Below are 19,511 nucleotides of genomic sequence, written 5' to 3'. Positions count from 1 at the left end.
CGCTATGCCTCCGCCGTCACTTCCGCGCCGCCCCGGACGACGGAAGAGGATGACTTGCCCGGTTTTGACCGGTCGGCCTTGCCCTGGGGATCCTCGCCGGACCGGTCGGACTTCTCAGGCGTAACGAATCGATAACCGACGTTCCGGACGGTTCCGATCAGCGATTCGTGTTCGGGGCCGAGTTTGGCGCGAAGCCGCCGTACGTGCACGTCCACCGTCCGGGTGCCGCCGAAGTAGTCGTAGCCCCAGACCTCCTGGAGTAGCTGCGCGCGGGTGAAGACCCGGCCGGGGTGCTGGGCGAGGTACTTGAGCAGCTCGAACTCCTTGAAGGTGAGGTCGAGGACCCGGCCCTTCAGTTTGGCGGAGTAGGTCGCCTCGTCGACGGACAGGTCGCCGTTGCGGATCTCCATCGGCGAGTCGTCGCCGACGAGCTGCTGCCGGCCCGTCGCCAGCCGCAGCCGCGCCTCCACCTCGGCGGGTCCCGCGGTGTCGAGGACGACGTCGTCGACACCCCATTCCGCGGTGACGGCGGCCAGGCCGCCCTCGGTGACGACGAGCACGAGGGGACAGCCGGGGCCGGTGGAGCGCAGCAGCTGGCACAGGCTGCGGACCTGGGGCAGGTCGCGGCGGCCGTCGACGAGGATGACGTCCGCGCCGGGGGTGTCGACGAGGGCGGGGCCCTCCGCCGGGGCGACCCGCACGTGGTGCATGAGCAGGCCGAGGGCGGGCAGCACCTCCGTCGACGGCTGGAGGGCGTTGGTCAGGAGCAGCAGAGAACTCATACGTCTTGTTCCTCCTCGGTCCAACGCTACCGAAAGCACAAAAGGACCCGGGGGCTTCGCTGCCCGAGTCCTCTGCCCAGCAGAATAGCCCACATGAGCAATCGTCCGGCAGGTTGTGTGGCGCGTTCCACGGACTGTCCGCATCCCGAGACGCCCGGCCGCGGCCCGCTCCGGACGTTCCTCCGCGCGGCCGACGGCACCCGTGTGGACGCCCTGTACCGGCCGTCGGAGGACCCCGATGGCGGCTTTTGCGGCCTGGTGTTCGTGGTCGCGCACGGTTTCACCGGGGACGTGGACCGGCCGCATGTGCGAAGGGTGGCGGGCGTCCTCGCCCGTTACGGCGCCGTCGTCACCTTCTCCTTCCGCGGCCACGGCGCCTCGGGCGGCCGCTCCACGGTCGGCGACAAGGAGGTGCTGGACCTGGCGGCCGCCGTGGCGTGGGCGCGCGGCTTCGGGCACGCGCGCGTGGTGACCGTCGGCTTCTCCATGGGCGGCTCGGTGGTGCTGCGGCACGCGGCCCTGCACCCGGGCGCCGTCGACGCGGTGGTCGCGGTCAGCGCGCCCGCCCGCTGGTACTACCGGGGTACGGCCCCCATGCGCCGCCTGCACTGGCTGGTCACGCGTCCCGAGGGCCGCCTGGTCGGCCGCTACGGCCTGCGCACCCGCATCCACCACCGCGCGTGGGACCCGGTGCCGCTGTCTCCGGTCGAGGCGGTGCCGCGGATCGCCCCGACCCCGCTCCTCCTCGTCCACGGCGACCGGGACGCCTACTTCCCCCTCGACCACCCTCGGATGCTGGCGGAAGCCGCCGGTGACCACGGGGAACTCTGGCTGGAGCCGGGCATGGGCCACGCGGAGAACGCGGCCCCGGACGCCCTGCTGGCCCGGATCGGGGACTGGTCGGCGGCGCGGGGCGGCTAGCCTGAACGTCATCCGTCATTTGACGGTCCTTTGAAGTCCTGGGGCGTCCCGCGACGTCCTGCCGTTCGATTGAGGAACCAGATGTCCAAGGTCACGGTGCGCTACTGGGCCGCCGCCAAGGCCGCCGCCGGGGTCGCCGAGGAACCGTACGACGCGGTCACGCTCGCCGACGCGCTGGCCGCGGTGCGCGAGCGACACCCCGGCGAACTCACGCGCGTCCTGCAGCGATGCTCCTTCCTCATCGACGGTGACCCCGTCGGGACCCGCGCGCATGAGACGGTACGGCTGGCCGAGGGCGGCACGGTCGAGGTGCTCCCGCCGTTCGCAGGAGGGTGAGGCGATGAGCGACCAGCCGTACGAGGGCGGTTCCTACGAGGGGTACGACCCCTACGGGCAGCAGCAGCACCAGCAGTCGTGGCAGGGGCCCTACCCCGGCGAGTACGAGCAGGGCGGCTACGACCCCCAGCTCACCCAGCAGTGGCAGGGCCAGACCTGGGAAACCCAGACGCACGCCTCGCTGGGCGCACAGGCGCAGGCTTATCAGGAGCCCCAGCAGGCGTATCAGCAGCCGGCGCAGGCGTACGTCCCCGCACCCGCACCGCACCCCGCGCCCGAGCCGGCGCCCGCGGCGTCCCCGGAGCCCGAGCCCGACCCCGAGTACGGCCCGGCGACGCTCGCCGGCAACGCGCGGATCACCGATGCCCAGCGGGCCAGGCTGGAAGGCCGTTCGCCGGTCATCGAGCCCGGCATGCAGCCCGCGGCGCTCACCGCGCTGCTCGGCCTGCTCCTCGCGGCCACGGCGCCCGTCGCCTCGTACGCCCTGGTCGTGCCCCTCGTGGCGCTCCAGGCGGTGACGGCGGCGGGCTGGTTCCGGCTGAACGGGATGTGGCCGGCCCGGCAGGGCATCGCGCTGGCGTTCCTCGGCGCGCTCGTCGCCGACGCCGCCGTGCTCGGCGCCGGGCGCGGGCACGCCCCTGCCGCGATCCTGGGCACGCTCGGCGTGTGGGTGCTGCTCAGCCTGGTCCTCCAGCTCCGCTCGCACGCGGACCCGGACGAGCGGATGTACGGCCTGATGGCGACGGTCGCCTCGGCGGCCCTGGCGATCGTGGCGACCGGCTATCTCGGTGCCGGCCCGAAGGCGGTGTCGGTCGGCGCGGGAGCGGTCGCGGTGGCCGTCCTGGCACGGGCGCTGCCGCTGCCGACCCCTGCCTCGGTGGTCGTGTCCCTGCTGGCGGCGACGGGCGCCGGAATCGCGCTGGGCGGTGTCACGGGCCTGGGCGCGAAGGGCGCGCTGCTCGGCGCGGGCGCGGCGGTGTGCGCCCTGATCGGCCACCGGGTCGCGAGCTACGACTACCCGTCCCGCTTCGTCCACCTCACAGCCGGCGTCGCCCTCCCCCTCGCGGCGGCAGCCCCGGCGGTGTACGTACTGGGACGCGCCCTGGGGCAGTAGTCACGGGTTCGGTACCGGGGCGGGCGCAGCTCAGGCGGGGGTGACTCGGGTGCGTAGGAGGCAGAACTCGTTGCCCTCCGGGTCGGCGAGGACGTGCCAGGTTTCGGTGCCGGTCTGGCCTACGTCGGCGGGGGTCGCGCCGAGGGCGAGGAGGCGGGCCAGTTCGGTGGGCTGGTCGTGGTCGGTGGCGTTGACGTCGATGTGGAGGCGGAACTTGGCGGGGCGCGGGTCGTCGCTGGGGCTCAGGACGAGCGTGGGCTGGGGGCCGCCGAAGCCGGTGCCGGGCGGGCCGATCTCGATGCTTCCGTCGTCCTCGCGGCCGAGTTCGACGTAGCCGAGGACCTCGCTCCAGAAGGCGGCGAGCCGCTCCGGGTCGGCGCAGTCGAGGACCAGTTCCGTGATGCGGCATGCCATGGCGGCCAGTGTAGGGAGACCGCGGTCGCCAGGGAGTTGTGACGCGGCTCACTGGAAAAGGGTGACAGGACGGTGTCGCGGACGGCTGCGACCGTCGACGGCATGACGATCACCGATGAGGACTGCCTCGCCGAGACCCTCGCGTTCAACGAACAGTTCGAGACCGCCGCCGCGAGCCGCCCGGCCCGCCAGGGCCCGCCGGATGCGGCCCTGCTGGCCACCCTTCGGCGCAACCGGCTCGGCGGCGACACACCGCCGGTGCGGCTGCCGCAGGGCCGCGACCGTGTCATCGAGGGCGTGAGGGCACGGGTCTTCGTGCCCGAGCGGGTCGAGGGTGTGTACCTGCACATCCATGGGGGTGGCTGGGCGTTCGGCTCCGCGGACGGGCAGGACGAGAGGCTCTGGATGCTCGCCGAACAGACCCGGCTGGCCGTCGTCAGCGTCGACTACCGCCTCGCGCCCGAACACCCATTCCCCGCCGGGGCCGACGACTGCGAGGCGGCCGCCCGCTGGCTGGTGCGCCACGCCGCGGCCGAGTTCGGCACCGGGCGGCTGCTCATCGGAGGGGAGTCGGCCGGCGCCCACCTGAGCGTCGTGACCCTCCTGCGCCTGCGCGACCGGCACGGCATCACCGGAGCGTTCCAGGCGGCCCACCTGCTGTTCGGCCCCTACGACCTGTCGATGACACCGAGTCAGCGGTCCTTCGGCTCCCGGCGGCTGCTGAGCAACACCGACACGATCCGGCGCACCTACGAGATGTTCACCCCCGGCATGAGTCCGGAGCAGCGCCGCGCCCCCGAGATCTCACCGCTGTTCGCCGACCTCGCCGGCCTGCCGCCCGCCCGGATCGTCGTCGGCACCGAGGACCCCCTGCGGGACGACTCGCTGTTCCTGGCCGAGCGATGGCAGGCGGCGGGCGCGCCCGTGCAACTCGGTCTCGTCGCCGGAGCCATGCACGGCTTCACCCTGTTCCCCCTCACCGTCACCGAGCGCGAACTGCGGCGCCAGCGGGACTTCCTGTCCACCGCGGGCCGGTAGCGTCACCCGCATGAACCGCACCGCCCGGCTCTACGCGCTGGTGGAAGAGCTGCGTGCGACAGCGCCGCGCCCCCTGACGGTCGCGGCGCTCGCGGCACGCTTCGAGGTGAGCACGCGCACGGTCCAGCGCGACCTCCAGACACTGATGGAGACGGGCGTCCCGGTGCGCGCCACCTCCGGGCGCGGCGGGGGCTGGACGGTCGACCCGGACATGACCCTGCCCCCGATCCGCTTCACCGCCGACGAGGCCTCGGCCCTGGCCGCCGCCCTCGCCGCGGCCGACGCCCGCGCCCCGTACGCCGGTGCGGCCCGTTCGGCGGCCCAGAAGATCGCGGCGTCGATGACCGGCCCGGCCTCGGCGGCGGCCCGGCACCTCGCCGCACGCATCGTCGCGCTGCCCCCGCCGTCCGACTCCGCGATCCGCACCGCGGTCGAGCAGGCCCTCACCGCCGGTATGGTGCTGCGGCTGTCCTACGTCGACGCGGCCGGGCGGGAGAGCGAGCGCGCCGTGGAGCCGGCCGGGCTGCTCGTCGCCGACGGCCGCTGGTACCTCATCGGCTGGTGCCGCTCGCGCGAGGCCGGCCGGGGCTTCCGCCTCGACCGCGTCACGGCGGCGGCGCCCACGACGGAGCGGGCGAAGCCCCACGATCTGGCCGACCTCTTGCGCGGTTCGGCCGCGGACGGTGCGGAGAGGCCCGCCGCTTTGTCGGCCCTGGCGCCTTCGGGCGCCGCCCCGGAACGTGCTGGGGAATACCCCAGGGGGGTATACCGTTGATTCGGTCGGAAGCAGACCCCGGAGGGGAGACCGACGATGGATCACAGCGTTCATCAACATCAACATCACCCGCACCAGCCGGCCGGCTCCTCCTGGCGGATGGCCGCGCAGGCCACCCTGCACTGCCTCACCGGCTGTGCCGTCGGTGAGGTCCTCGGCATGGTCATCGGCACCGCCGCCGGGCTGCACAACGGGGCCACAGTCGGCATCTCCATCGTGCTGGCCTTCGTCTTCGGGTACGCGCTGACCATGCGGGGCGTGCTGCGGGCCGGTGTCCCGTTCCGGCAGGCGGTCAAGGTGGCGCTCGCCGCGGACACCGTGTCGATCGCGGTGATGGAGCTGATCGACAACACCGTGATGGTCGGCGTGCCCGGCGCCATGAACGCGGGCCTCGGCCAGTGGCTGTTCTGGGCCTCGCTGGCCTTCTCCCTCGCCCTGGCCTTCCTCGTGACCACGCCGGTGAACCGGTGGATGATCGGCCACGGCAAGGGACACGCGGTCGTACACGCCTACCACTGAGCCCGCGCGCCGCCCCGGCCGACGGGCTGCCCGAAATCTGTGCCACGGGTACGTCAGAAGTGGTCACCTTCGGAACTCACTCGGGCGCACCCCACCCAGGGGCGCGGGGAACTGCGCGACAAGCCACCACGCACCCGCAGCCGCCGACGCTCCCCGCCATCCCTCCGAAGCGGCGCTACGTCCCCTCAGCCCGCCGGCCAGTCCCCCCGGCCCGACACGTCCAGCACCAGCGCGGCGATGTTCCACGCGTCGTCGTCGCCCCGGTGGTGGCGGCCCTCCAGCGGGAGCCCGGCCATCTTCAGGGCCTGGGCCATGCCGGGGCGGCGGCGCAGGCCGTAGGAGGCGGTGAAGACGGCCTTCGCGTTGGTGTGCCGGTGGCCGAACGGGTACGGCACCTCCGTCCGCAGGCACTGCCGGGTGAACTGGTGACGGTCGTAGTCGCCCCAGCTCGCCCACGGCAGCAGCCCGGCCCGGTGCCGCACCGCCAGCTCCCGGCACGCCTCCGCGAAGGACAGCCCCTGGTCGACCTCGGCCTGCGTCAGCCCGGTCAGCTCAGTGCAGAAGGAGCTGACCCTCGACCGGGCCGGCCGCACCAACACCCGGTGCTTGCCGAGCCGTTCGCCGGCCCGCAGGTCGACGACGGTGAGTCCGATCTCGATGATCTCGCAGACCTCACCGGGCGGCGGCTCCCCCTCCCAGCACGTCGCCTCGACATCGACGACGTTCAGCAGGTACTCGTCCGCGGTCATGAGCAGTGAGCGTAGGGACCGGCCCGCCCCCGCGGCACCCGGATTTCGCCGCGTGTGCCGGGCGGCCGGGCGTGCGCGATCCTGGGGCCATGGGTGATCTGCCCGGTCCGCACAAAGCCGGTCCGCACAAAGCCGGTCCGCACAAAGCCGGTCCGCGCAAGGCCGGTCCGCGCAAGGCCGGTCCGCGCAAGGCCGGTCGGAGCAACGGACGCGTGTCCGCCGCCTACGCCGACGCGGCCCGCCGCTCGGCCCGCGTCACCCTGGCCGGCACCGCCGGCTTCTACCTCTTCCTCTACGGCCTCGATGCCCCCGCCGGCGCCACCTACGCGGTGTTCGCCGCCGTAGCCCTCGCCGGCCTGTCCCGCATCCCCGGCACCGGGCGGCAGCGCGCAGCCGTCGTGCTGCGGTCGCTCCCCGCCTGCTGGGTGCTGATCGTGCTGGGCACCTACCTGTCCGTACGGACCTGGAGCGCGGCCGTCGGCATGCTGGTCATCGGCTTCACGCTGGCCTTCGTCGCCGTGGGCGGCCCGCGCCCGGCGGGAGCGGCGCCCGGCCTCCAGCTGATGTACATCCTGCCCTGCTTCCCGCCCTACGACCCCGGCGCGCTCGGCGAGCGGCTGACCGGCGCGACCACCGGCATCCTGCTCCTCGTCCTGGCCGAGGCGTTCCTGTTCCCCGAACCGCCGACCGTGCCCTACCGGGAGCTGGCCGCCCGCGCCGCCGACCTCGCACGGACGTGCGCCGACGAGCTGGCCGGGGAGCCGTACGCCCTCTCCGAGGACTCCGCGCGCGCCACGCGGGAGGCGAGCACGGGACTGCGCGCCTCCAAGGTGCCGCCCGCCGACCGCCCGGCCGGGCCCAGCGTGCGCCAGCGGGCCCTCGCCCAGACCGGGCTGGCCGCCCGCACCCTGCTCGGCGCGCTGCGGAACCTGCCGCCCGGCCACGCCGCCACCGGCCCCGGCCCCGACCTCCTGCGGGCGGTGGCCACCGCGGCGGCCGAGACCGCGGACCTGCTGCGCGGGGCCGAGCCCCGCCGGGAGGCGCACGAGAACCTGCTGCGGGCACGCGCGGACCTGCTCGCCGGCCGGGACGAGGGGGACGCCCCGGAGGAGCTGCGCCGAGACGCCGCCGTGCTGGAGGTGGCGGACGCCGCGCTGTCGATGTCGACCGCGGCCGACCTCGCCGTACGGGGGCGGGAGGCCGCGACGATGGCGGCGCCCGGCCGGTTCTGGTACGCCGACGTGTGGGCGCCCGGCCTGTGGTGGCGGCGGCTCGCCGGGCACGCAGGGAGCCGGTCGGTGTTCTTCCAGAACGCGGTACGGATCAGCCTGGCGCTGGCCGCGACCCGGGTGATCGCCGGGGTGGACACCCTGCCGCACGGGTTCTGGGCGCTGCTGGCGACCCTGACCCTGACCCGTACGACCGTCGGCGAGACCCGGTCCGCCATGCGACCCGCCCTCGTCGGCACCCTGGTCGGCGCGCTCGTCGCCGCCGCGCTGCTGACCCTGGCCGGCTCCGACACCGTCGTCTACGCGGCGATCCTGCCCCCGCTGATGCTGGCCGCGTTCACGCTCGGCCCGGTCAGGGGGGTGGGCTGGGCGCAGGGCCTGTTCACGGTGGTCGTCGCCCTGCTGTTCGCCCAGCTGTCGCCGGCGACCTGGCAGATCGCCGGCTTCCGGGTGCTGGAGGTGCTGGCCGGCAGCGCGGTCGGCGCCGTCTTCGGGCTGCTGGCCTGGCCCCGGGGCGCCCACGACGAGCTACGGCGGGCAGGGGCCGTACTCCTGCGCAGCGCGGCGGAGGTCGTGGTCGCCACCACCGCGCGCCTCGCCGTCGGCGGCACCCGGGAGCCGGCCGCCACCGCGCCGGGCCACCGCTCGCTGAACCACGCTCTGGTGCTGGCCGAGTCGGCGTACGCGCAGTACCAGAGCGAACCCAAGGGCATGCGCGCCGGGGACGACGCCCCCGACTGGTCGGCCGTGCTCATCGTCGGGCACCACGCCCTGTGGGGAGCGGACCGCCTCCTGCTGCCGCCCGAGCGGTCCGTCGTCCCGCCCCTGGGCGAGACAGCGGCGGCGGCGCTGGACCGGCTCGGCGACCGGGTGGCCGGCCGGATGCTGCTGGTCTCGGCCCGGACCGACCCGACCGACGACACCCCGGAGCCCCCGGTTCCCCTGCGGGACCCCGCCTTCGACGGCTTCATGGCCCAGCCGGACGGAGCACCCCGCCGCTACTACGCGGCAGCGGCCTGGCTGGACTCCCTCCTCACCGGCCTGGAACGCATCACGACGGACAGCACGAGCCCGGCCGTCGTCGCCAGACCCGCCGACGCCTGACGCGACCCCCGGGTGTCCGAGGCTCACTCCACCGGGTCGGACTTCGCCCAGGCCGAGCCGTCGTAGAAGTAGGCGGGGTCGCCCTTGAGGCCGGCGGTGCGGAAGGGCCTGCCGTGGTCGTCGACGCGCAGGGTGCCCTGGCGGTCGCCGCAGCTCCAGACCAGCTGGAGGTACCAGCTGACGACGCGGTCCGAGGTGTGCGCGTCCACGTCGAGGACCTGCGGGTCGTGGGTGGAGATCTGGTACGGGAAGTTGCTGGTGGGCGTCTTCCGGGCCACGTCGAGACCGGGCGCCGGCTTCGCGCGGGGCACCGGCACGTCGAGGTCCACGGCGAACGACGCCGGGGTCAGCCCGCCGCCGCAGCCGGAGCCCGGCGTGTAGCCGTTCTGCTTCGGCGCCGGGGCGCTGCTGACCACCCGCACGTAGAGCGCGTGCAGCACCACCGGCTGCCCGTGCAGGCTCTGCGCGGTCAGCTGGAGCCGCAGATGCCCGCCCGGAATCCCGCCGAGCGCGGCCGCCCACGCGTTCGTCTCCTGGAGCGACGGCGGCGGCGGAACCTTGTCCGGCGACTGCGGCAGCGCGAACCACTGCCCGCACTGCGTGTCCCAGTTGTCCGACAGCACGCTCACCGCGACCGGCGGCGCGCCGTCGCCGTCCTTCACCGGCGCCTTGGACGCGGCCCGGCCGGACTCGGGCGCGGTGCCGCTGCCGCCGCTCTTCCGGGAGGCGTGCGCGGAGGGGGACGGCGACGGCGTGCCGGACGCGGTGGCCCCTGCCGACCGCGCCGACGACGGGGTTTCCGCCGCGCCGACGTCAGCCACCGCCTGCCGGTGCGCCGCCGTCGGCCGGCCGCCGTCGTCCCCGAATCCCGCATGCAGGCCCACCGGCAGCGCTACGGCGAGGGCGGCTACGCCACTGAGGACGGCGGCCTTGGTACGGCCGGGGCGGCGGGAGCGTTGCGGGGCCGGGGCCGGGTCCGGGAGAGCACCCTCGGGGGTGGCCGAAGGTTCCTGCACCTCGGGTTCGGCCGGTGTCTCCGGTGCCGGACGGCCGGGCTCGCGGCGGACCGAGTCGGCGAGGAGCCAGCGCCGGTGCAGCGCGGTCAGCTCCTCCCGAGTCGCCCCGCACAGCCGGCCGAACCGCTCCACCGGGCCGAACTCGGTCGGCACGGCCGCACCGTGGCAATAGCGGTGCAGCGTGGAGGTGCTGACGTTCATCCGGGTGGCGAGCGAGCCGTAGGTGCGCCCCGACCGCTCCTTCAGCTCGCGCAACGCCTGCGCGAAATCCTCGACGTGCGTGGCCATTCCATCCCCCTCCGCGTCCCGGATTCACGTTCCAGGCAACCTCATTCTCGCAGCTCAGATGGGTGGAACGGTTTCTCTTTCCCCACCTGTGGCGAGACTGTGGCAAGCGGGACGGGGCAGCCCGCACAGTTGCGGCATCCCACTCGATCACCTCGGAAGGTGCACCGACATGTCCGTGAAGACCGCCCTCTCCTCCGCCGTCGTCCTGCTCGCCGGTACGGTCGCCCTCACCGCGTGCGGCGGGTCCGCCGACGCCGCGGGCACCCCGGCGACGGGCGGCCAGAAGACGCACGCCGCCGCCTCCACCCCGGCCGCCGCCGGCGCCACCCACTCGGCCCCGGCCAGGACCGCCTCGAAGGCGTCGGCGACGGTGGCCGCGCACAGCGACGCCACCAGCACCAGCACCTCGCACGGCGCCGCCTCCGCCCACCGCCGCTCGGGCGGCGGCCACGCCACCAGCGACAGCTGGGCGTGGACCCACCCCTGCACCAGCCGCGGCATCTCCGTGCACGTCGTCCACCGGTCCGGCGCGGCCTCCCAGCGGGTCATCGAGGTCCGCAACCTCGGCTCCGACTCCTGCGGCCTGAGCTACTTCCCGCTCGTCAGCATCGACAACTCGCACGCCGCGAACGGCGGCACGGTCGTCAAGCCGCTCATCCCGGGCGGCCTCGGCGGCGCCCCCGCGTACCCGGTGTACGCCGGCCGCACCGCGTACGCCGTCATCGACCTCGACCCGAGCGGCGCGACCACGGGCACAGTGCCGGGCATGGACGAGCTGAACGTCCTCGCCAACGGGGACCACATGTCCAACGCCGAGACGCTGAACTTCTCCCTGGGCTCCGGCGCGCACGTCAAGAAGCCCAAGCTGGGGCTCTACCGCTCGACGGTCGCGGACGCCGTCACCTCGATGCGGAGCGCGGACACCCAGTCCTGACCCCCGCCACGAACGCCGCCCAGGCCCCCGCCCCGAACAGGAGGGCGCCCCGGGCGGCGTCCTTACTGTCCCGCACGGGAACGAGGGAGGGGACGCCGTCGCAGACTTCGAGGCAGTTGCCGCCGTCGGAGTTGCTGTAGCTGCTCTTGCGCCAGGTCAGGCCGTTCGGGTCGATGGCTCGCACGGTACTTCCTCCAACACTCGCAAGATGAACGCCCGCGACTCGGTCGGGTTCAACGCCAGGTCACGAACGGCATCATAAGTGTGGTGCAGGGACTCGACCTTGCCGGTTTCCTCGATGAGTTCGCCCTGTACGTCGTTCTCCGCATAGGCCACGGTACGACCGTCCAACAGGCGCAGGAACATGGTGTCGGTGCTGTCCAGACCGTGGAGTCCGGTGCCGAACGGCAGCACATGAAGGGTGACGTTGGAGCGCTCCGACCACTCCGCGAGGTGAGCGAGCTGGCCCCGCCACTCGCCGGGATCCCGCAGCGAGTTACGCAGCACCATTTCGGAGAGGATCACACGGAACGGCGGCGCATCAGCGCCCTCCAGCACGTCCCGTCGGCTGATGCGAGCGTCGACTTGTTGGTCCAGTTCCTCACCGCTGAGACCGCCGGCGGCGAGCGCCTCGCGTGCGTACCCGGCCGTTTGAAGCAAACCTGGCGGCCTGCTCACCGAGTACTGCCAAAGACTCACCGCCTCGGCCTCCAGCGACATGTACCGGCGGTACCGCTCCCTGAACTGCGTCGGGTCCGCCATCGCCAGCTCCCACAGGGCCAGCAGCAGCCCCGGAGTCCCGTAGTACTGGTCGAGTGCCTGGACGATCTCGGGACTGCCCAGGGTGTGGCCGTTCTCCATCTTCCCGAACTGGGACGGGTCCCAGCCGACCACTCTCGCCAACTCCCGGAGGGACACCCCCTTCTCCGCCCGGAGTAACCGCAGCTCCTCCGCGAACCGCTGCCGTGGCTCCTGGCTGCGCCCCGTGATCACCCGCCTCGGCGGCATCGCATCCTCCGCTCAACCCTGTGGAACAGCCTGTGGAATTTGTGGAACTTGCGCCGACCTCCGGCGAAGCAGCCCTCCTCGGCGGTGTGCCGTCCCCGCTCGTGGGCCATGCTCCTGGGTGACGCGGCAAGCACACAGAGTAGTGCAATTGCCGTAATTCAGGGAGAAGTTGGAAAAAGGAGCACCATCATGCAGGCCGAACCCGGAACGCTGTTCTACGACCCCGCCACCGACCGGGTCGGGGAGTACCGGGACCGCGTCGGGTCGTACGTCATGCTGCGGCCGGTCGGCGGGGGAGTGGAGTGGGAGGCCGATCCGAGGGCGGTGCGGCCGGCGACCGACCGGGAGCGGCTCACTGCCGGGGTGCGGGCGGTCAACGAGCGGGCGGCGGGTGCGCCGGTGATGGCGCTGCCGCTGCCCGGTGATCCGAGCCGGGCCCCGCGGCCCGTGCCGGGCTGTGGCCGGTGTGCCGAGCTGGTGGAGCGCCGCGAGGCGGCGAGGGCGTCGTACGACCGCAGTGCCGAGACCGACGCGAACGTGCTGTTGCGGCAGCACCAGGGGAGCCGGCACCGGGCCTGAACTACCCGTCGGTCACAAGTGGTCGACAAAACTCCGGTGGGTCTTTCCGGCAGGGTTACGGTGGGTCCGCTGACCGCCGACCGGCCACGTGGGGGACCAAGAGCAATGCGCGCGCTTCGTATAACGCTGATCATCGTCGTGATCCTGGGCGGACTCTTCGTGCTCGCGGACCGCATCGCCGTGCACTTCGCGGAGGGCGAGGCCGCGGACAAGCTGAAGTCGACGGAGAACCTCGCCTCGACGCCGGACGTGAACATCAAGGGATTCCCGTTCCTGACGCAGGTCGCGGGCGGCACCCTGGACGACGTCGAGGTCGGCATCGACGACTACGAGGCCGCGACCGGCACGGCGGGCGAGACGATCCGCATCGACCACCTGAAGGCCGACATGAAGAGTGTCGACTTCTCCAGTGACTACAGCTCCGCCACCGCCGCGAGCGCGACCGGTACCGCGACGATCGGGTACGACGACCTGATGAAGGCCGCGAAGTTCCGGCAGACCGAGGTGGCGCCCGGGGTGCTGGCCCAGGTGGTCGGGTTGTCGGACGGCGGCCACGGGAAGATCAAGGTCGCGGTGGAGTTCGAGATCCAGGCCCTGCACGTGAAGCGGACGGTGCCGGTCCTCAGCTCGGTGTCGGTGGCGAACAACAAGGTCAGCGTGCGCGCCGACGACCTCCCGCAGGTGGCCGGCGCGGCCCTGGCCGAAGGCAAGGTCCGCCAGATCACCGACTTCCAGCAGGCCATCGACCGGCTGCCCGGCGGGATCAAGCTGGACAGTGTGCAGGCGGCCGAGGACGGTGTCGACATCACCGTCAAGGGCACCGACGTCAAGCTGGCCGGATAGGGCCTGCGCGGGGCCGCAGTCCGACAGGCGAGACGGAGGAGTCCGGCTCGTAGATGTGGGGGACGGTACGGGCGGGCGGGAGCCGCGGGAACACGGGCCGGACGGCCCTCTGGTCCCGCCATGTGGACGATCGCGTCTCAGGATGCGACACGCCGGTGACATGTCCGCCCGGACATCCCTACGATCGAGTCTATGAAGCGACAGGCGGATCTCACGAAGCGGCGGGCAGTCGACCTGTGCCGCGTCGCCGCCATGCTCTGTCGCCGGTTCTGAGCGGACCGCTCCGCGTCCGCGTTCACCACCCTGCCCCGACTCGGGCACCCGTGCGCATTGAAGCGCGCCCTCGCACTCGCACACGCCCCGCCGCAACTGCCCCGGAGGAGAAAGCATGAGCCGCAGCGACGTCCTGGTCGACGCCGACTGGCTCCAGGAGCACCTGGACGACCCGACCATCGCCATCGTCGAGGTGGACGAGGACACGTCCGCCTACGAGAAGAACCACATCAAGAACGCGATCCGCATCGACTGGACGCAGGATCTGCAGGACCCGATCCGCCGTGACTTCGTCGACCAGGAGGGCTTCGAGAAGCTCCTGTCCGGCAAGGGCATCGCCAACGACCACACGGTCATCCTCTACGGCGGCAACAACAACTGGTTCGCGTCGTACGCCTACTGGTACTTCAAGCTCTACGGCCACGAGAACGTCAAGCTCCTCGACGGCGGCCGCAAGAAGTGGGAGCTGGACGCCCGCGAGCTGGTCGCCGGCGACGACATCGCCGAGCGCGCCGCGACCGACTACAAGGCCAAGCCGCAGAACACCGCGATCCGCGCCTTCCGCGACGACGTCGTCGCCGCGATCGGCTCGCAGAACCTGGTCGACGTGCGGTCCCCCGACGAGTTCTCCGGCAAGCTGCTCGCCCCGGCCCACCTGCCGCAGGAGCAGTCGCAGCGCCCCGGCCACGTGCCGTCCGCGAAGAACATCCCGTGGTCGAAGAACGCCAACGACGACGGCACCTTCAAGTCGGACGACGCCCTGAAGGAGCTGTACGCCGAGGAGAACGTCGACCTCGCCAAGGACACGATCGCCTACTGCCGCATCGGTGAGCGCTCGGCCCTGACCTGGTTCGTCCTCTCCGAGCTGCTGGGCGTCCAGAACGTCAAGAACTACGACGGCTCCTGGACCGAGTACGGCTCCCTCGTCGGCGTGCCGATCGAGCTCGGCGCCGCCAAGTAGGACCCGGCGAGAGCCCTCTCAGACCGACTCTCCGACTTCCCGACTTCCCGACCTTCTGGTCAGACCCCTCTGGAGAAAGACATGTGTGGAGCGAAGGCCGGCGGCCCCGACGCCTCGACGATCAAGCCCGGTGAGACGACGATCCAGGGCCAGGTGACCCGTGACGGCGAGCCGGTGACGGGCTACGTCCGCCTGCTGGACTCGACCGGCGAGTTCACCGCGGAGGTCCCCACCTCCGCCACGGGCCAGTTCCGCTTCTACGCGGCCGAGGGCACCTGGACGGTCCGCGCCCTCGTCCCCGGCGCCACCGCCGACCGCACGGTCGTCGCCCAGCAGGGCGGCCTCGCGGAGGTCGCGATCGCGGTCTGAGCGACGCCGGCTCCGGCCGGCCTCAGCACCGGCCGAAGGGCCGCACCCACGGGTTGGACGCCTCGGGTGCGGCCCTTCGGCGTGCTCCGCGTGCTCCGCGTCCTCCCGTCCGGAGCCCGCCGGAATTACTCTGGAGTCATGTTGGCCCGGCGCCGTCGCCAGTACTTCGTCATGATGGGCATCTGCATCGGCATGTTCGTCCTGGCGTGGGGCGTCGTGCGCCTGTGGTCGGTGACCGCCGCCGTCGGCATGTGCGTGTTCGCCATGCTGATCCCGCCGGTCGCCGCGATGGTCGCCAACCGGCGCGGCCCCGACGACCGCTGGTGGGACGACCCGTCCGGCGACCCGAAGTCCGACGAGTGGTGGGACGAGCTGGACGGCAAGAAGCGCCGGTGAGCGGGGTTTGCCCGTCTCAGTAGACGAGCGCCTGCGTCTCGTCCCCGAGCGCCTCCTGGACGAAGACCTGCGCGCCGGCGATCCGGACGCCCTTGATGACGTCCTTCTCCGTGATGTCCCGCCGGGCCGCGCACTGCGTGCACAGCGTGACGCGGCCCGCCGCGAGGATCGAGTCGATCAGGTCCGGCAGCGGGGCCGAGTGCGGCAGCTCGAACTCGGCGGCCCTCCCCGGCAGCGCGAACCACGCGGACTCGCCGGTCAGCCACAGGGACACGTCGACACCGCTGGCCACGGCCACCGCCGCGACCGTGAACGCCTGCGAGCAGCGCTCCGGGGCGTCCGCCCCGGCCGTCACCTTGATCACGAGTTTCTTGGCCATGGCCGAATCGTAATTCGTTTGCCTACAACTCCATGCGCATGACATCAGACTCCTGTGAGGCGCGAGTGTGGCATGGTCTCGGGCAAGGTCCAGCAGGACGAGTTCGGCGGCATCACACCCACGCACGCCCTGCGCGGGGCACCGGCCATGCAGATGGACGACGCGTTCCCGGAGGCTCTGGGAACGCGCGCCCTGCACTACGTCTACGTGGAGCCGAAGCCGTACGGCGCCGAGCAGGTGCGGGAGGCCGTCCTGGTCTGCGGGGACGTCCTCGGGTTCGTCGTGCAGTCCCGCAAGGGCGGCGCGAAGGCGGTGCCGTTCCAGCAGACGGAGGTCCTCCAGGAGCAGCTGCTCAGCTGAGCCGGGCTACCGCCCACCTCGCAGAGAGCCCCGGGGCCCGGCCGCGTAAGCTGGGCCCCGGCTCTGTGTACCGCCCACCCTCGCTCAAGGAGTATCCGTGGAGACCTTCTTCGAAGTTCTGCTGGTCCTGGTCTGCGTCGGCGTCCTCGCCTTCGCCTACCTGACCGTGAAGAAGCTGTACCAGGGCCAGCGCTGACCACCCACCCCAGGAATCGCCGCTCATGATCGAGATCCCGTCCGACCTGCACAAGGACCTCGTCCCGCTCGCCTTCCTGCTCGGCAACTGGGCCGGCGCGGGCGTGCACGACTTCCCCGGTGCCGAGAAGTGCAACTTCGGCCAGGAGGTCACCTTCGGCCACGACGGCCGGGACTTCCTGGAGTACCACTCCCACAGCTGGGTGCTCGACCAGGACGGCAACAAGGTCCGCCCCCTGGAGTCGGAGTCCGGCTACTGGCGGATCGACGCCGACCGCAAGGTCGAGGTGACCATGGTCCGCGACGACGGCGTCGTCGAGATCTGGTACGGCGAGCTCGCCGACAAGAAGCCGCAGATCGACCTGGTCACGGACGCGGTCGCCCGCACGGCCGCCTCCGCCCCGTACACCGGCGGCAAGCGGCTGTACGGCTACGTCAAGAGCGACCTGATGTGGGTCGGCGAGAAGCAGACCCCCGAGGTCGAGCTGCGCCCCTACATGTCGGCCCACCTGAAGAAGGTCGTCACCCCGGAGGACGTCGAGCGCTGGGCCAAGGCCCTCCCGGACGACATGCCGGACGACGGGATCGCCTTCTTCAAGTAAGCCTAGACTCGGGGCTGTGGTGAGCACCGACTGGAAGAGCGACCTCAGGCAGCGCGGCTACCGGCTGACGCCGCAGCGGCAACTCGTGCTCGAAGCCGTGGACACCCTGGAGCACGCGACCCCGGACGACATCCTCGGCGAGGTCCGCAAGACGGCCTCCGGGGTCAACATCTCCACCGTCTACCGGACGCTGGAGCTGCTCGAGGAGCTGGGCCTGGTCAGCCACGCCCACCTCGGGCACGGCGCGCCCACCTACCACCTCGCCGACCGCCACCACCACCTCCACCTGGTCTGCCGGGACTGCGAGAACGTGATCGAGGCGGACGTGGCGGTGGCGGCGGAGTTCACGGCGAAGCTGCGGCAGCAGTTCGGGTTCGACACCGACATGAAGCACTTCGCGATCTTCGGGCGGTGTGCGGACTGCACCCGGAAGGGCTCGGCCGGCACGTCGTAGGCTGGCCCTCATGAAGAGCCCCCTGCTGTCCCTGCCCGGCGCCGTCCCCGCCGAGGGCGTGGACGAAGGCGTCGCCGCCCACTACGGCGACCTGTTCCGCGAGCAGCGCGCCCTCGCCGACGGCACCGGATTCGTCGACCTCTCGCACCGCGGGGTCGTCGCCGTCACCGGCGAGGACCGGCTGAGCTGGCTGCACCTGCTGCTCACCCAGCACATCAGCGAGCTGCCGGCGGGCGAGGCCACCGAGGCGCTGATCCTGTCCGCCCACGGGCACATCGAGTACGCGCTGTACCTGGTGGACGACGGCACGACGGTGTGGGCGCACGTGGAGCCGGGCACCCAGGAGGCGCTGATCGCGTACCTGGAGTCGATGAAGTTCTTCTACCGGGTCGAGGTCGCCGACCGAACGGCCGACACCGCGGTGGTCCACCTCCCGGCGGGTTCGATCGGGGAGGTCCCGGAGGGCGTCGTGGTGCGCGAGACGGCGTACGGCCGTGATCTGTTCCTCCCCCGTGCCGATCTGGAGTCCTTCGCGGACCGGTCCGGTCCGGCGGCGGGACTCCTCGCCTACGAGGCGCTGCGCGTCGAGCACCACCGGCCGCGGCTCGGCTTCGAGACCGACCACCGGACCATTCCGCACGAGCTGGGGTGGATCGGTACGGCCGTGCATCTGCAGAAGGGGTGCTACCGGGGGCAGGAGACGGTCGCCCGCGTCCAGAACCTGGGCAAGCCGCCGCGCCGGCTGGTCTTCCTCCACCTCGACGGCAGCGAGGTGCACCTGCCGGTGCCGGGGACGGGGTTGTTCCTGGCCGAGGAGGGGTCCGAGGGGCGTCGGATCGGCTTCGTGACGACGTCTGTACGCCACCACGAACTCGGGCCGATCGCTCTCGCGCTGGTCAAGCGGAACATCCCCCTCGACGCGAGGCTCCTGGCCGGAGAGACAGCGGCGGCCCAGGAACCGGTGGTCCAGCCGTAGCGGGGCCGCGCCGCCACCCCGGGGACCGTCCCCGGCCGCGGGCGCGTCGTGGCTCGTCGCGCAGTTCCCCGCGCCCCTTACGGGGCGCTGCCCCGCCTGCGCCGTCTTCGCCTGCGGGCGCGTCGTGGCTGGTCGCGCAGTTCCCCGCGCCCCTTACGGGGGCGCGTGCGTCGCTGCGGGCAGCCCGCCCGCAGGCGGACGCGGGCTGGGCGTGCCCACGTAGCTGCGGGCATGCGTGCCGCTAGGGGCGGCACGGGTGGGCGCAGCGGCACCCCGCCAGCGCGGGCAAGTGAAACCCACCCCCGGGTGACCGCAGCGGGGGGCGCCCTCGCAGCACCGGACCGGTTGGCGGGGGCTAGATTTCGAGTAGGACCGTGAAGGGGCCGTCGTTCGTCAACGAGACCCTCATCTGGGCGCCGAAGCGGCCTGTGGCGACCGTCGCTCCCAGGGAGCGGAGTTGGGCGACGACCTCGTCGACCAGGGGCTCGGCGACCGACCCCGGCGCCGCCGCACTCCACGTCGGCCGACGCCCCTTGCGCGCATCCCCGTACAGCGTGAACTGACTGATCACCAGCAGCGGCGCCCCCACATCACTGCACGACCGCTCCTGCGCCAGCATCCGCACGGACCACAGCTTCCGAGCCAGCTGCGCCGCCTTCTCCTCGGTGTCCTCGTGGGTCACCCCGACCAGGACGCACAGCCCCTCGCCCTCGATCGCGCCGACGACCTCGCCGTCCACGACGACGCTCGCCCCGTCCACCCTCTGCACCACCGCACGCATGCGCACCATGATGCAGCCCCCGTCCCACGGATCCCTAAACACCCATCTAGGGCCGTTCGGGGGCACTCGGTCACATAGCGGCCACCGAGGGTGGCACGATGCTGTTCACACGCCGG

At 72.4% G+C, this 19,511-nt stretch carries 26 protein-coding genes; 18 read left to right on the top strand and 8 right to left on the bottom strand.

Annotation, left to right across the window (positions count from 1 at the left end):
* Positions 1-2: 2 nt before the first annotated feature.
* On the bottom strand, positions 3-782 hold the full coding sequence (locus ABZ854_RS23195) for a response regulator transcription factor (protein ID WP_361213947.1): 780 nt from the start codon (positions 780-782) through the stop codon (positions 3-5).
* Positions 783-875: 93 nt separating this feature from the next.
* On the opposite strand from ABZ854_RS23195, the gene ABZ854_RS23190 reads away from it, so the two are divergent.
* The 3 genes from ABZ854_RS23190 to ABZ854_RS23180 all read left to right on the top strand — a co-directional run bounded on the left by ABZ854_RS23190 (position 876) and on the right by ABZ854_RS23180 (position 3,153).
* Positions 876-1,703, top strand: a complete 828-nt coding sequence (locus ABZ854_RS23190; protein ID WP_361213945.1) for an alpha/beta fold hydrolase — start codon at positions 876-878, stop codon at positions 1,701-1,703.
* Positions 1,704-1,784: 81 nt separating this feature from the next.
* Positions 1,785-2,039 carry a MoaD/ThiS family protein gene (locus tag ABZ854_RS23185; protein ID WP_361213943.1) on the top strand — a complete coding sequence of 85 codons (255 nt, stop codon included), beginning with the start codon at positions 1,785-1,787 and terminating at the stop codon, positions 2,037-2,039.
* 4 nt (positions 2,040-2,043) lie between these two features.
* Positions 2,044-3,153: a hypothetical protein gene (locus ABZ854_RS23180; protein ID WP_361213941.1), complete on the top strand. Its 1,110-nt coding sequence runs from the start codon at positions 2,044-2,046 to the stop codon at positions 3,151-3,153.
* 30 nt (positions 3,154-3,183) lie between these two features.
* Here ABZ854_RS23180 and ABZ854_RS23175 read toward each other — a convergent pair whose 3' ends face one another.
* Entirely contained in the window at positions 3,184-3,567 is a 384-nt protein-coding gene (locus tag ABZ854_RS23175; protein ID WP_361213940.1) for a VOC family protein, read from the bottom strand.
* A gap of 102 nt (positions 3,568-3,669) precedes the next feature.
* Here ABZ854_RS23175 and ABZ854_RS23170 point away from each other — a divergent pair, with 102 nt between their 5' ends.
* The 3 genes from ABZ854_RS23170 to ABZ854_RS23160 are packed head-to-tail and all read left to right on the top strand — an operon-like array spanning position 3,670 to position 5,899.
* On the top strand, positions 3,670-4,605 hold the full coding sequence (locus tag ABZ854_RS23170) for an alpha/beta hydrolase (RefSeq protein WP_361213938.1): 936 nt from the start codon (positions 3,670-3,672) through the stop codon (positions 4,603-4,605).
* A gap of 10 nt (positions 4,606-4,615) precedes the next feature.
* A complete protein-coding gene (locus ABZ854_RS23165; RefSeq protein ID WP_361213936.1) occupies positions 4,616-5,380 on the top strand; it encodes a WYL domain-containing protein in 765 nt (254 codons plus the stop codon).
* A 36-nt stretch (positions 5,381-5,416) separates the two neighbouring features.
* Positions 5,417-5,899 carry a DUF4396 domain-containing protein gene (locus ABZ854_RS23160; protein WP_361213934.1) on the top strand — a complete coding sequence of 161 codons (483 nt, stop codon included), beginning with the start codon at positions 5,417-5,419 and terminating at the stop codon, positions 5,897-5,899.
* A gap of 185 nt (positions 5,900-6,084) precedes the next feature.
* Here the strand turns inward: ABZ854_RS23160 and ABZ854_RS23155 are convergent, their stop codons facing one another.
* On the bottom strand, positions 6,085-6,648 hold the full coding sequence (locus ABZ854_RS23155; protein ID WP_361213932.1) for a 3'-5' exonuclease: 564 nt from the start codon (positions 6,646-6,648) through the stop codon (positions 6,085-6,087).
* A gap of 89 nt (positions 6,649-6,737) precedes the next feature.
* Between ABZ854_RS23155 and ABZ854_RS23150 the strand changes: the two genes are divergently transcribed.
* A complete protein-coding gene (locus ABZ854_RS23150) occupies positions 6,738-8,981 on the top strand; it encodes an FUSC family protein (RefSeq protein WP_361213930.1) in 2,244 nt (747 codons plus the stop codon).
* A gap of 23 nt (positions 8,982-9,004) precedes the next feature.
* On the opposite strand, the gene ABZ854_RS23145 is transcribed toward ABZ854_RS23150, so the two are convergent.
* Entirely contained in the window at positions 9,005-10,285 is a 1,281-nt protein-coding gene (locus ABZ854_RS23145) for a helix-turn-helix domain-containing protein (protein ID WP_361213928.1), read from the bottom strand.
* 169 nt (positions 10,286-10,454) lie between these two features.
* Here ABZ854_RS23145 and ABZ854_RS23140 point away from each other — a divergent pair, with 169 nt between their 5' ends.
* Positions 10,455-11,219: a hypothetical protein gene (locus tag ABZ854_RS23140; RefSeq protein WP_361213926.1), complete on the top strand. Its 765-nt coding sequence runs from the start codon at positions 10,455-10,457 to the stop codon at positions 11,217-11,219.
* Here ABZ854_RS23140 and ABZ854_RS23135 read toward each other — a convergent pair.
* Positions 11,185-11,403, bottom strand: coding sequence for a DUF397 domain-containing protein (locus ABZ854_RS23135; RefSeq protein ID WP_361213924.1), 219 nt, complete (start codon positions 11,401-11,403; stop codon positions 11,185-11,187). The genes ABZ854_RS23140 and ABZ854_RS23135 overlap by 35 nt on opposite strands.
* Entirely contained in the window at positions 11,376-12,227 is an 852-nt protein-coding gene (locus ABZ854_RS23130) for a helix-turn-helix transcriptional regulator (protein WP_361213922.1), read from the bottom strand. Before ABZ854_RS23130 ends, ABZ854_RS23135 begins: the two co-directional genes overlap by 28 nt.
* A 189-nt stretch (positions 12,228-12,416) precedes the next feature.
* Here ABZ854_RS23130 and ABZ854_RS23125 point away from each other — a divergent pair, with 189 nt between their 5' ends.
* The 6 genes from ABZ854_RS23125 (at position 12,417) to ABZ854_RS23100 (ending at position 15,648) form a co-directional block, all read left to right on the top strand.
* Positions 12,417-12,806: a hypothetical protein gene (locus tag ABZ854_RS23125; RefSeq protein WP_361213920.1), complete on the top strand. Its 390-nt coding sequence runs from the start codon at positions 12,417-12,419 to the stop codon at positions 12,804-12,806.
* Between the two features lie 105 nt (positions 12,807-12,911).
* A complete protein-coding gene (locus tag ABZ854_RS23120; protein WP_361213918.1) occupies positions 12,912-13,649 on the top strand; it encodes a DUF2993 domain-containing protein in 738 nt (245 codons plus the stop codon).
* A 192-nt stretch (positions 13,650-13,841) separates the two neighbouring features.
* The gene (locus ABZ854_RS23115; protein WP_361214012.1) at positions 13,842-13,922 is read left to right on the top strand and encodes a putative leader peptide; all 81 of its coding nucleotides are present in this window, start codon (positions 13,842-13,844) and stop codon (positions 13,920-13,922) included.
* A 115-nt stretch (positions 13,923-14,037) separates the two neighbouring features.
* Positions 14,038-14,883, top strand: a complete 846-nt coding sequence (locus tag ABZ854_RS23110) for a sulfurtransferase (RefSeq protein ID WP_361213916.1) — start codon at positions 14,038-14,040, stop codon at positions 14,881-14,883.
* Positions 14,884-14,964: 81 nt separating this feature from the next.
* A complete protein-coding gene (locus tag ABZ854_RS23105; RefSeq protein WP_010351646.1) occupies positions 14,965-15,252 on the top strand; it encodes a DUF1416 domain-containing protein in 288 nt (95 codons plus the stop codon).
* Positions 15,253-15,390: 138 nt separating this feature from the next.
* Entirely contained in the window at positions 15,391-15,648 is a 258-nt protein-coding gene (locus ABZ854_RS23100; protein WP_361213914.1) for a DUF3099 domain-containing protein, read from the top strand.
* A gap of 16 nt (positions 15,649-15,664) precedes the next feature.
* Here ABZ854_RS23100 and ABZ854_RS23095 read toward each other — a convergent pair whose 3' ends face one another.
* On the bottom strand, positions 15,665-16,027 hold the full coding sequence (locus ABZ854_RS23095; RefSeq protein ID WP_361213912.1) for a DsrE family protein: 363 nt from the start codon (positions 16,025-16,027) through the stop codon (positions 15,665-15,667).
* A gap of 72 nt (positions 16,028-16,099) precedes the next feature.
* Here ABZ854_RS23095 and ABZ854_RS23090 point away from each other — a divergent pair, with 72 nt between their 5' ends.
* The 4 genes from ABZ854_RS23090 (at position 16,100) to ABZ854_RS23075 (ending at position 18,614) form a co-directional block, all read left to right on the top strand.
* Positions 16,100-16,387 (top strand): hypothetical protein, encoded by a 288-nt coding sequence (locus ABZ854_RS23090; RefSeq protein WP_361213910.1) that lies wholly within the window; start codon positions 16,100-16,102, stop codon positions 16,385-16,387.
* 221 nt (positions 16,388-16,608) lie between these two features.
* Positions 16,609-17,184: an FABP family protein gene (locus ABZ854_RS23085; protein ID WP_129308314.1), complete on the top strand. Its 576-nt coding sequence runs from the start codon at positions 16,609-16,611 to the stop codon at positions 17,182-17,184.
* A gap of 16 nt (positions 17,185-17,200) precedes the next feature.
* Entirely contained in the window at positions 17,201-17,638 is a 438-nt protein-coding gene (locus tag ABZ854_RS23080) for a transcriptional repressor (RefSeq protein ID WP_361213908.1), read from the top strand.
* A 10-nt stretch (positions 17,639-17,648) separates the two neighbouring features.
* Positions 17,649-18,614: a folate-binding protein gene (locus ABZ854_RS23075; protein WP_361213906.1), complete on the top strand. Its 966-nt coding sequence runs from the start codon at positions 17,649-17,651 to the stop codon at positions 18,612-18,614.
* Between the two features lie 355 nt (positions 18,615-18,969).
* On the opposite strand, the gene dtd is transcribed toward ABZ854_RS23075, so the two are convergent.
* Positions 18,970-19,395 carry a D-aminoacyl-tRNA deacylase gene (dtd, locus tag ABZ854_RS23070; protein ID WP_361213904.1) on the bottom strand — a complete coding sequence of 142 codons (426 nt, stop codon included), beginning with the start codon at positions 19,393-19,395 and terminating at the stop codon, positions 18,970-18,972.
* Positions 19,396-19,511: the final 116 nt, after the last annotated feature.

Origin of the sequence: Streptomyces sp. NPDC047028 (genome assembly GCF_040644095.1) — a bacterium.
GTDB lineage: Bacteria > Actinomycetota > Actinomycetes > Streptomycetales > Streptomycetaceae > Streptomyces.
The sequence above is the reverse complement of the archived record's forward strand: the minus strand, read 5'-3'. Positions and strand labels throughout refer to the sequence as shown.

What these genes read in the sequence shown, in the direction of transcription:
- ABZ854_RS23090 (WP_361213910.1), top strand. Translation starts at nt 16,100, where the DNA reads ATGGTCTCGGGCAAGGTCCAGCAGGACGAGTTCGGCGGCATCACACCC.
- ABZ854_RS23175 (WP_361213940.1), bottom strand. Translation starts at nt 3,567, where the DNA reads ATGGCATGCCGCATCACGGAACTGGTCCTCGACTGCGCCGACCCGGAG.
- ABZ854_RS23165 (WP_361213936.1), top strand. Translation starts at nt 4,616, where the DNA reads ATGAACCGCACCGCCCGGCTCTACGCGCTGGTGGAAGAGCTGCGTGCG.
- ABZ854_RS23095 (WP_361213912.1), bottom strand. Translation starts at nt 16,027, where the DNA reads ATGGCCAAGAAACTCGTGATCAAGGTGACGGCCGGGGCGGACGCCCCG.
- ABZ854_RS23155 (WP_361213932.1), bottom strand. Translation starts at nt 6,648, where the DNA reads ATGACCGCGGACGAGTACCTGCTGAACGTCGTCGATGTCGAGGCGACG.
- ABZ854_RS23170 (WP_361213938.1), top strand. Translation starts at nt 3,670, where the DNA reads ATGACGATCACCGATGAGGACTGCCTCGCCGAGACCCTCGCGTTCAAC.
- ABZ854_RS23160 (WP_361213934.1), top strand. Translation starts at nt 5,417, where the DNA reads ATGGATCACAGCGTTCATCAACATCAACATCACCCGCACCAGCCGGCC.
- ABZ854_RS23150 (WP_361213930.1), top strand. Translation starts at nt 6,738, where the DNA reads ATGGGTGATCTGCCCGGTCCGCACAAAGCCGGTCCGCACAAAGCCGGT.
- ABZ854_RS23125 (WP_361213920.1), top strand. Translation starts at nt 12,417, where the DNA reads ATGCAGGCCGAACCCGGAACGCTGTTCTACGACCCCGCCACCGACCGG.
- ABZ854_RS23115 (WP_361214012.1), top strand. Translation starts at nt 13,842, where the DNA reads ATGAAGCGACAGGCGGATCTCACGAAGCGGCGGGCAGTCGACCTGTGC.
- ABZ854_RS23105 (WP_010351646.1), top strand. Translation starts at nt 14,965, where the DNA reads ATGTGTGGAGCGAAGGCCGGCGGCCCCGACGCCTCGACGATCAAGCCC.
- ABZ854_RS23140 (WP_361213926.1), top strand. Translation starts at nt 10,455, where the DNA reads ATGTCCGTGAAGACCGCCCTCTCCTCCGCCGTCGTCCTGCTCGCCGGT.
- ABZ854_RS23130 (WP_361213922.1), bottom strand. Translation starts at nt 12,227, where the DNA reads ATGCCGCCGAGGCGGGTGATCACGGGGCGCAGCCAGGAGCCACGGCAG.
- ABZ854_RS23180 (WP_361213941.1), top strand. Translation starts at nt 2,044, where the DNA reads ATGAGCGACCAGCCGTACGAGGGCGGTTCCTACGAGGGGTACGACCCC.
- ABZ854_RS23075 (WP_361213906.1), top strand. Translation starts at nt 17,649, where the DNA reads ATGAAGAGCCCCCTGCTGTCCCTGCCCGGCGCCGTCCCCGCCGAGGGC.
- ABZ854_RS23110 (WP_361213916.1), top strand. Translation starts at nt 14,038, where the DNA reads ATGAGCCGCAGCGACGTCCTGGTCGACGCCGACTGGCTCCAGGAGCAC.
- ABZ854_RS23120 (WP_361213918.1), top strand. Translation starts at nt 12,912, where the DNA reads ATGCGCGCGCTTCGTATAACGCTGATCATCGTCGTGATCCTGGGCGGA.
- ABZ854_RS23185 (WP_361213943.1), top strand. Translation starts at nt 1,785, where the DNA reads ATGTCCAAGGTCACGGTGCGCTACTGGGCCGCCGCCAAGGCCGCCGCC.
- dtd (WP_361213904.1), bottom strand. Translation starts at nt 19,395, where the DNA reads ATGCGTGCGGTGGTGCAGAGGGTGGACGGGGCGAGCGTCGTCGTGGAC.
- ABZ854_RS23085 (WP_129308314.1), top strand. Translation starts at nt 16,609, where the DNA reads ATGATCGAGATCCCGTCCGACCTGCACAAGGACCTCGTCCCGCTCGCC.
- ABZ854_RS23145 (WP_361213928.1), bottom strand. Translation starts at nt 10,285, where the DNA reads ATGGCCACGCACGTCGAGGATTTCGCGCAGGCGTTGCGCGAGCTGAAG.
- ABZ854_RS23100 (WP_361213914.1), top strand. Translation starts at nt 15,391, where the DNA reads ATGTTGGCCCGGCGCCGTCGCCAGTACTTCGTCATGATGGGCATCTGC.
- ABZ854_RS23190 (WP_361213945.1), top strand. Translation starts at nt 876, where the DNA reads ATGAGCAATCGTCCGGCAGGTTGTGTGGCGCGTTCCACGGACTGTCCG.
- ABZ854_RS23195 (WP_361213947.1), bottom strand. Translation starts at nt 782, where the DNA reads ATGAGTTCTCTGCTGCTCCTGACCAACGCCCTCCAGCCGTCGACGGAG.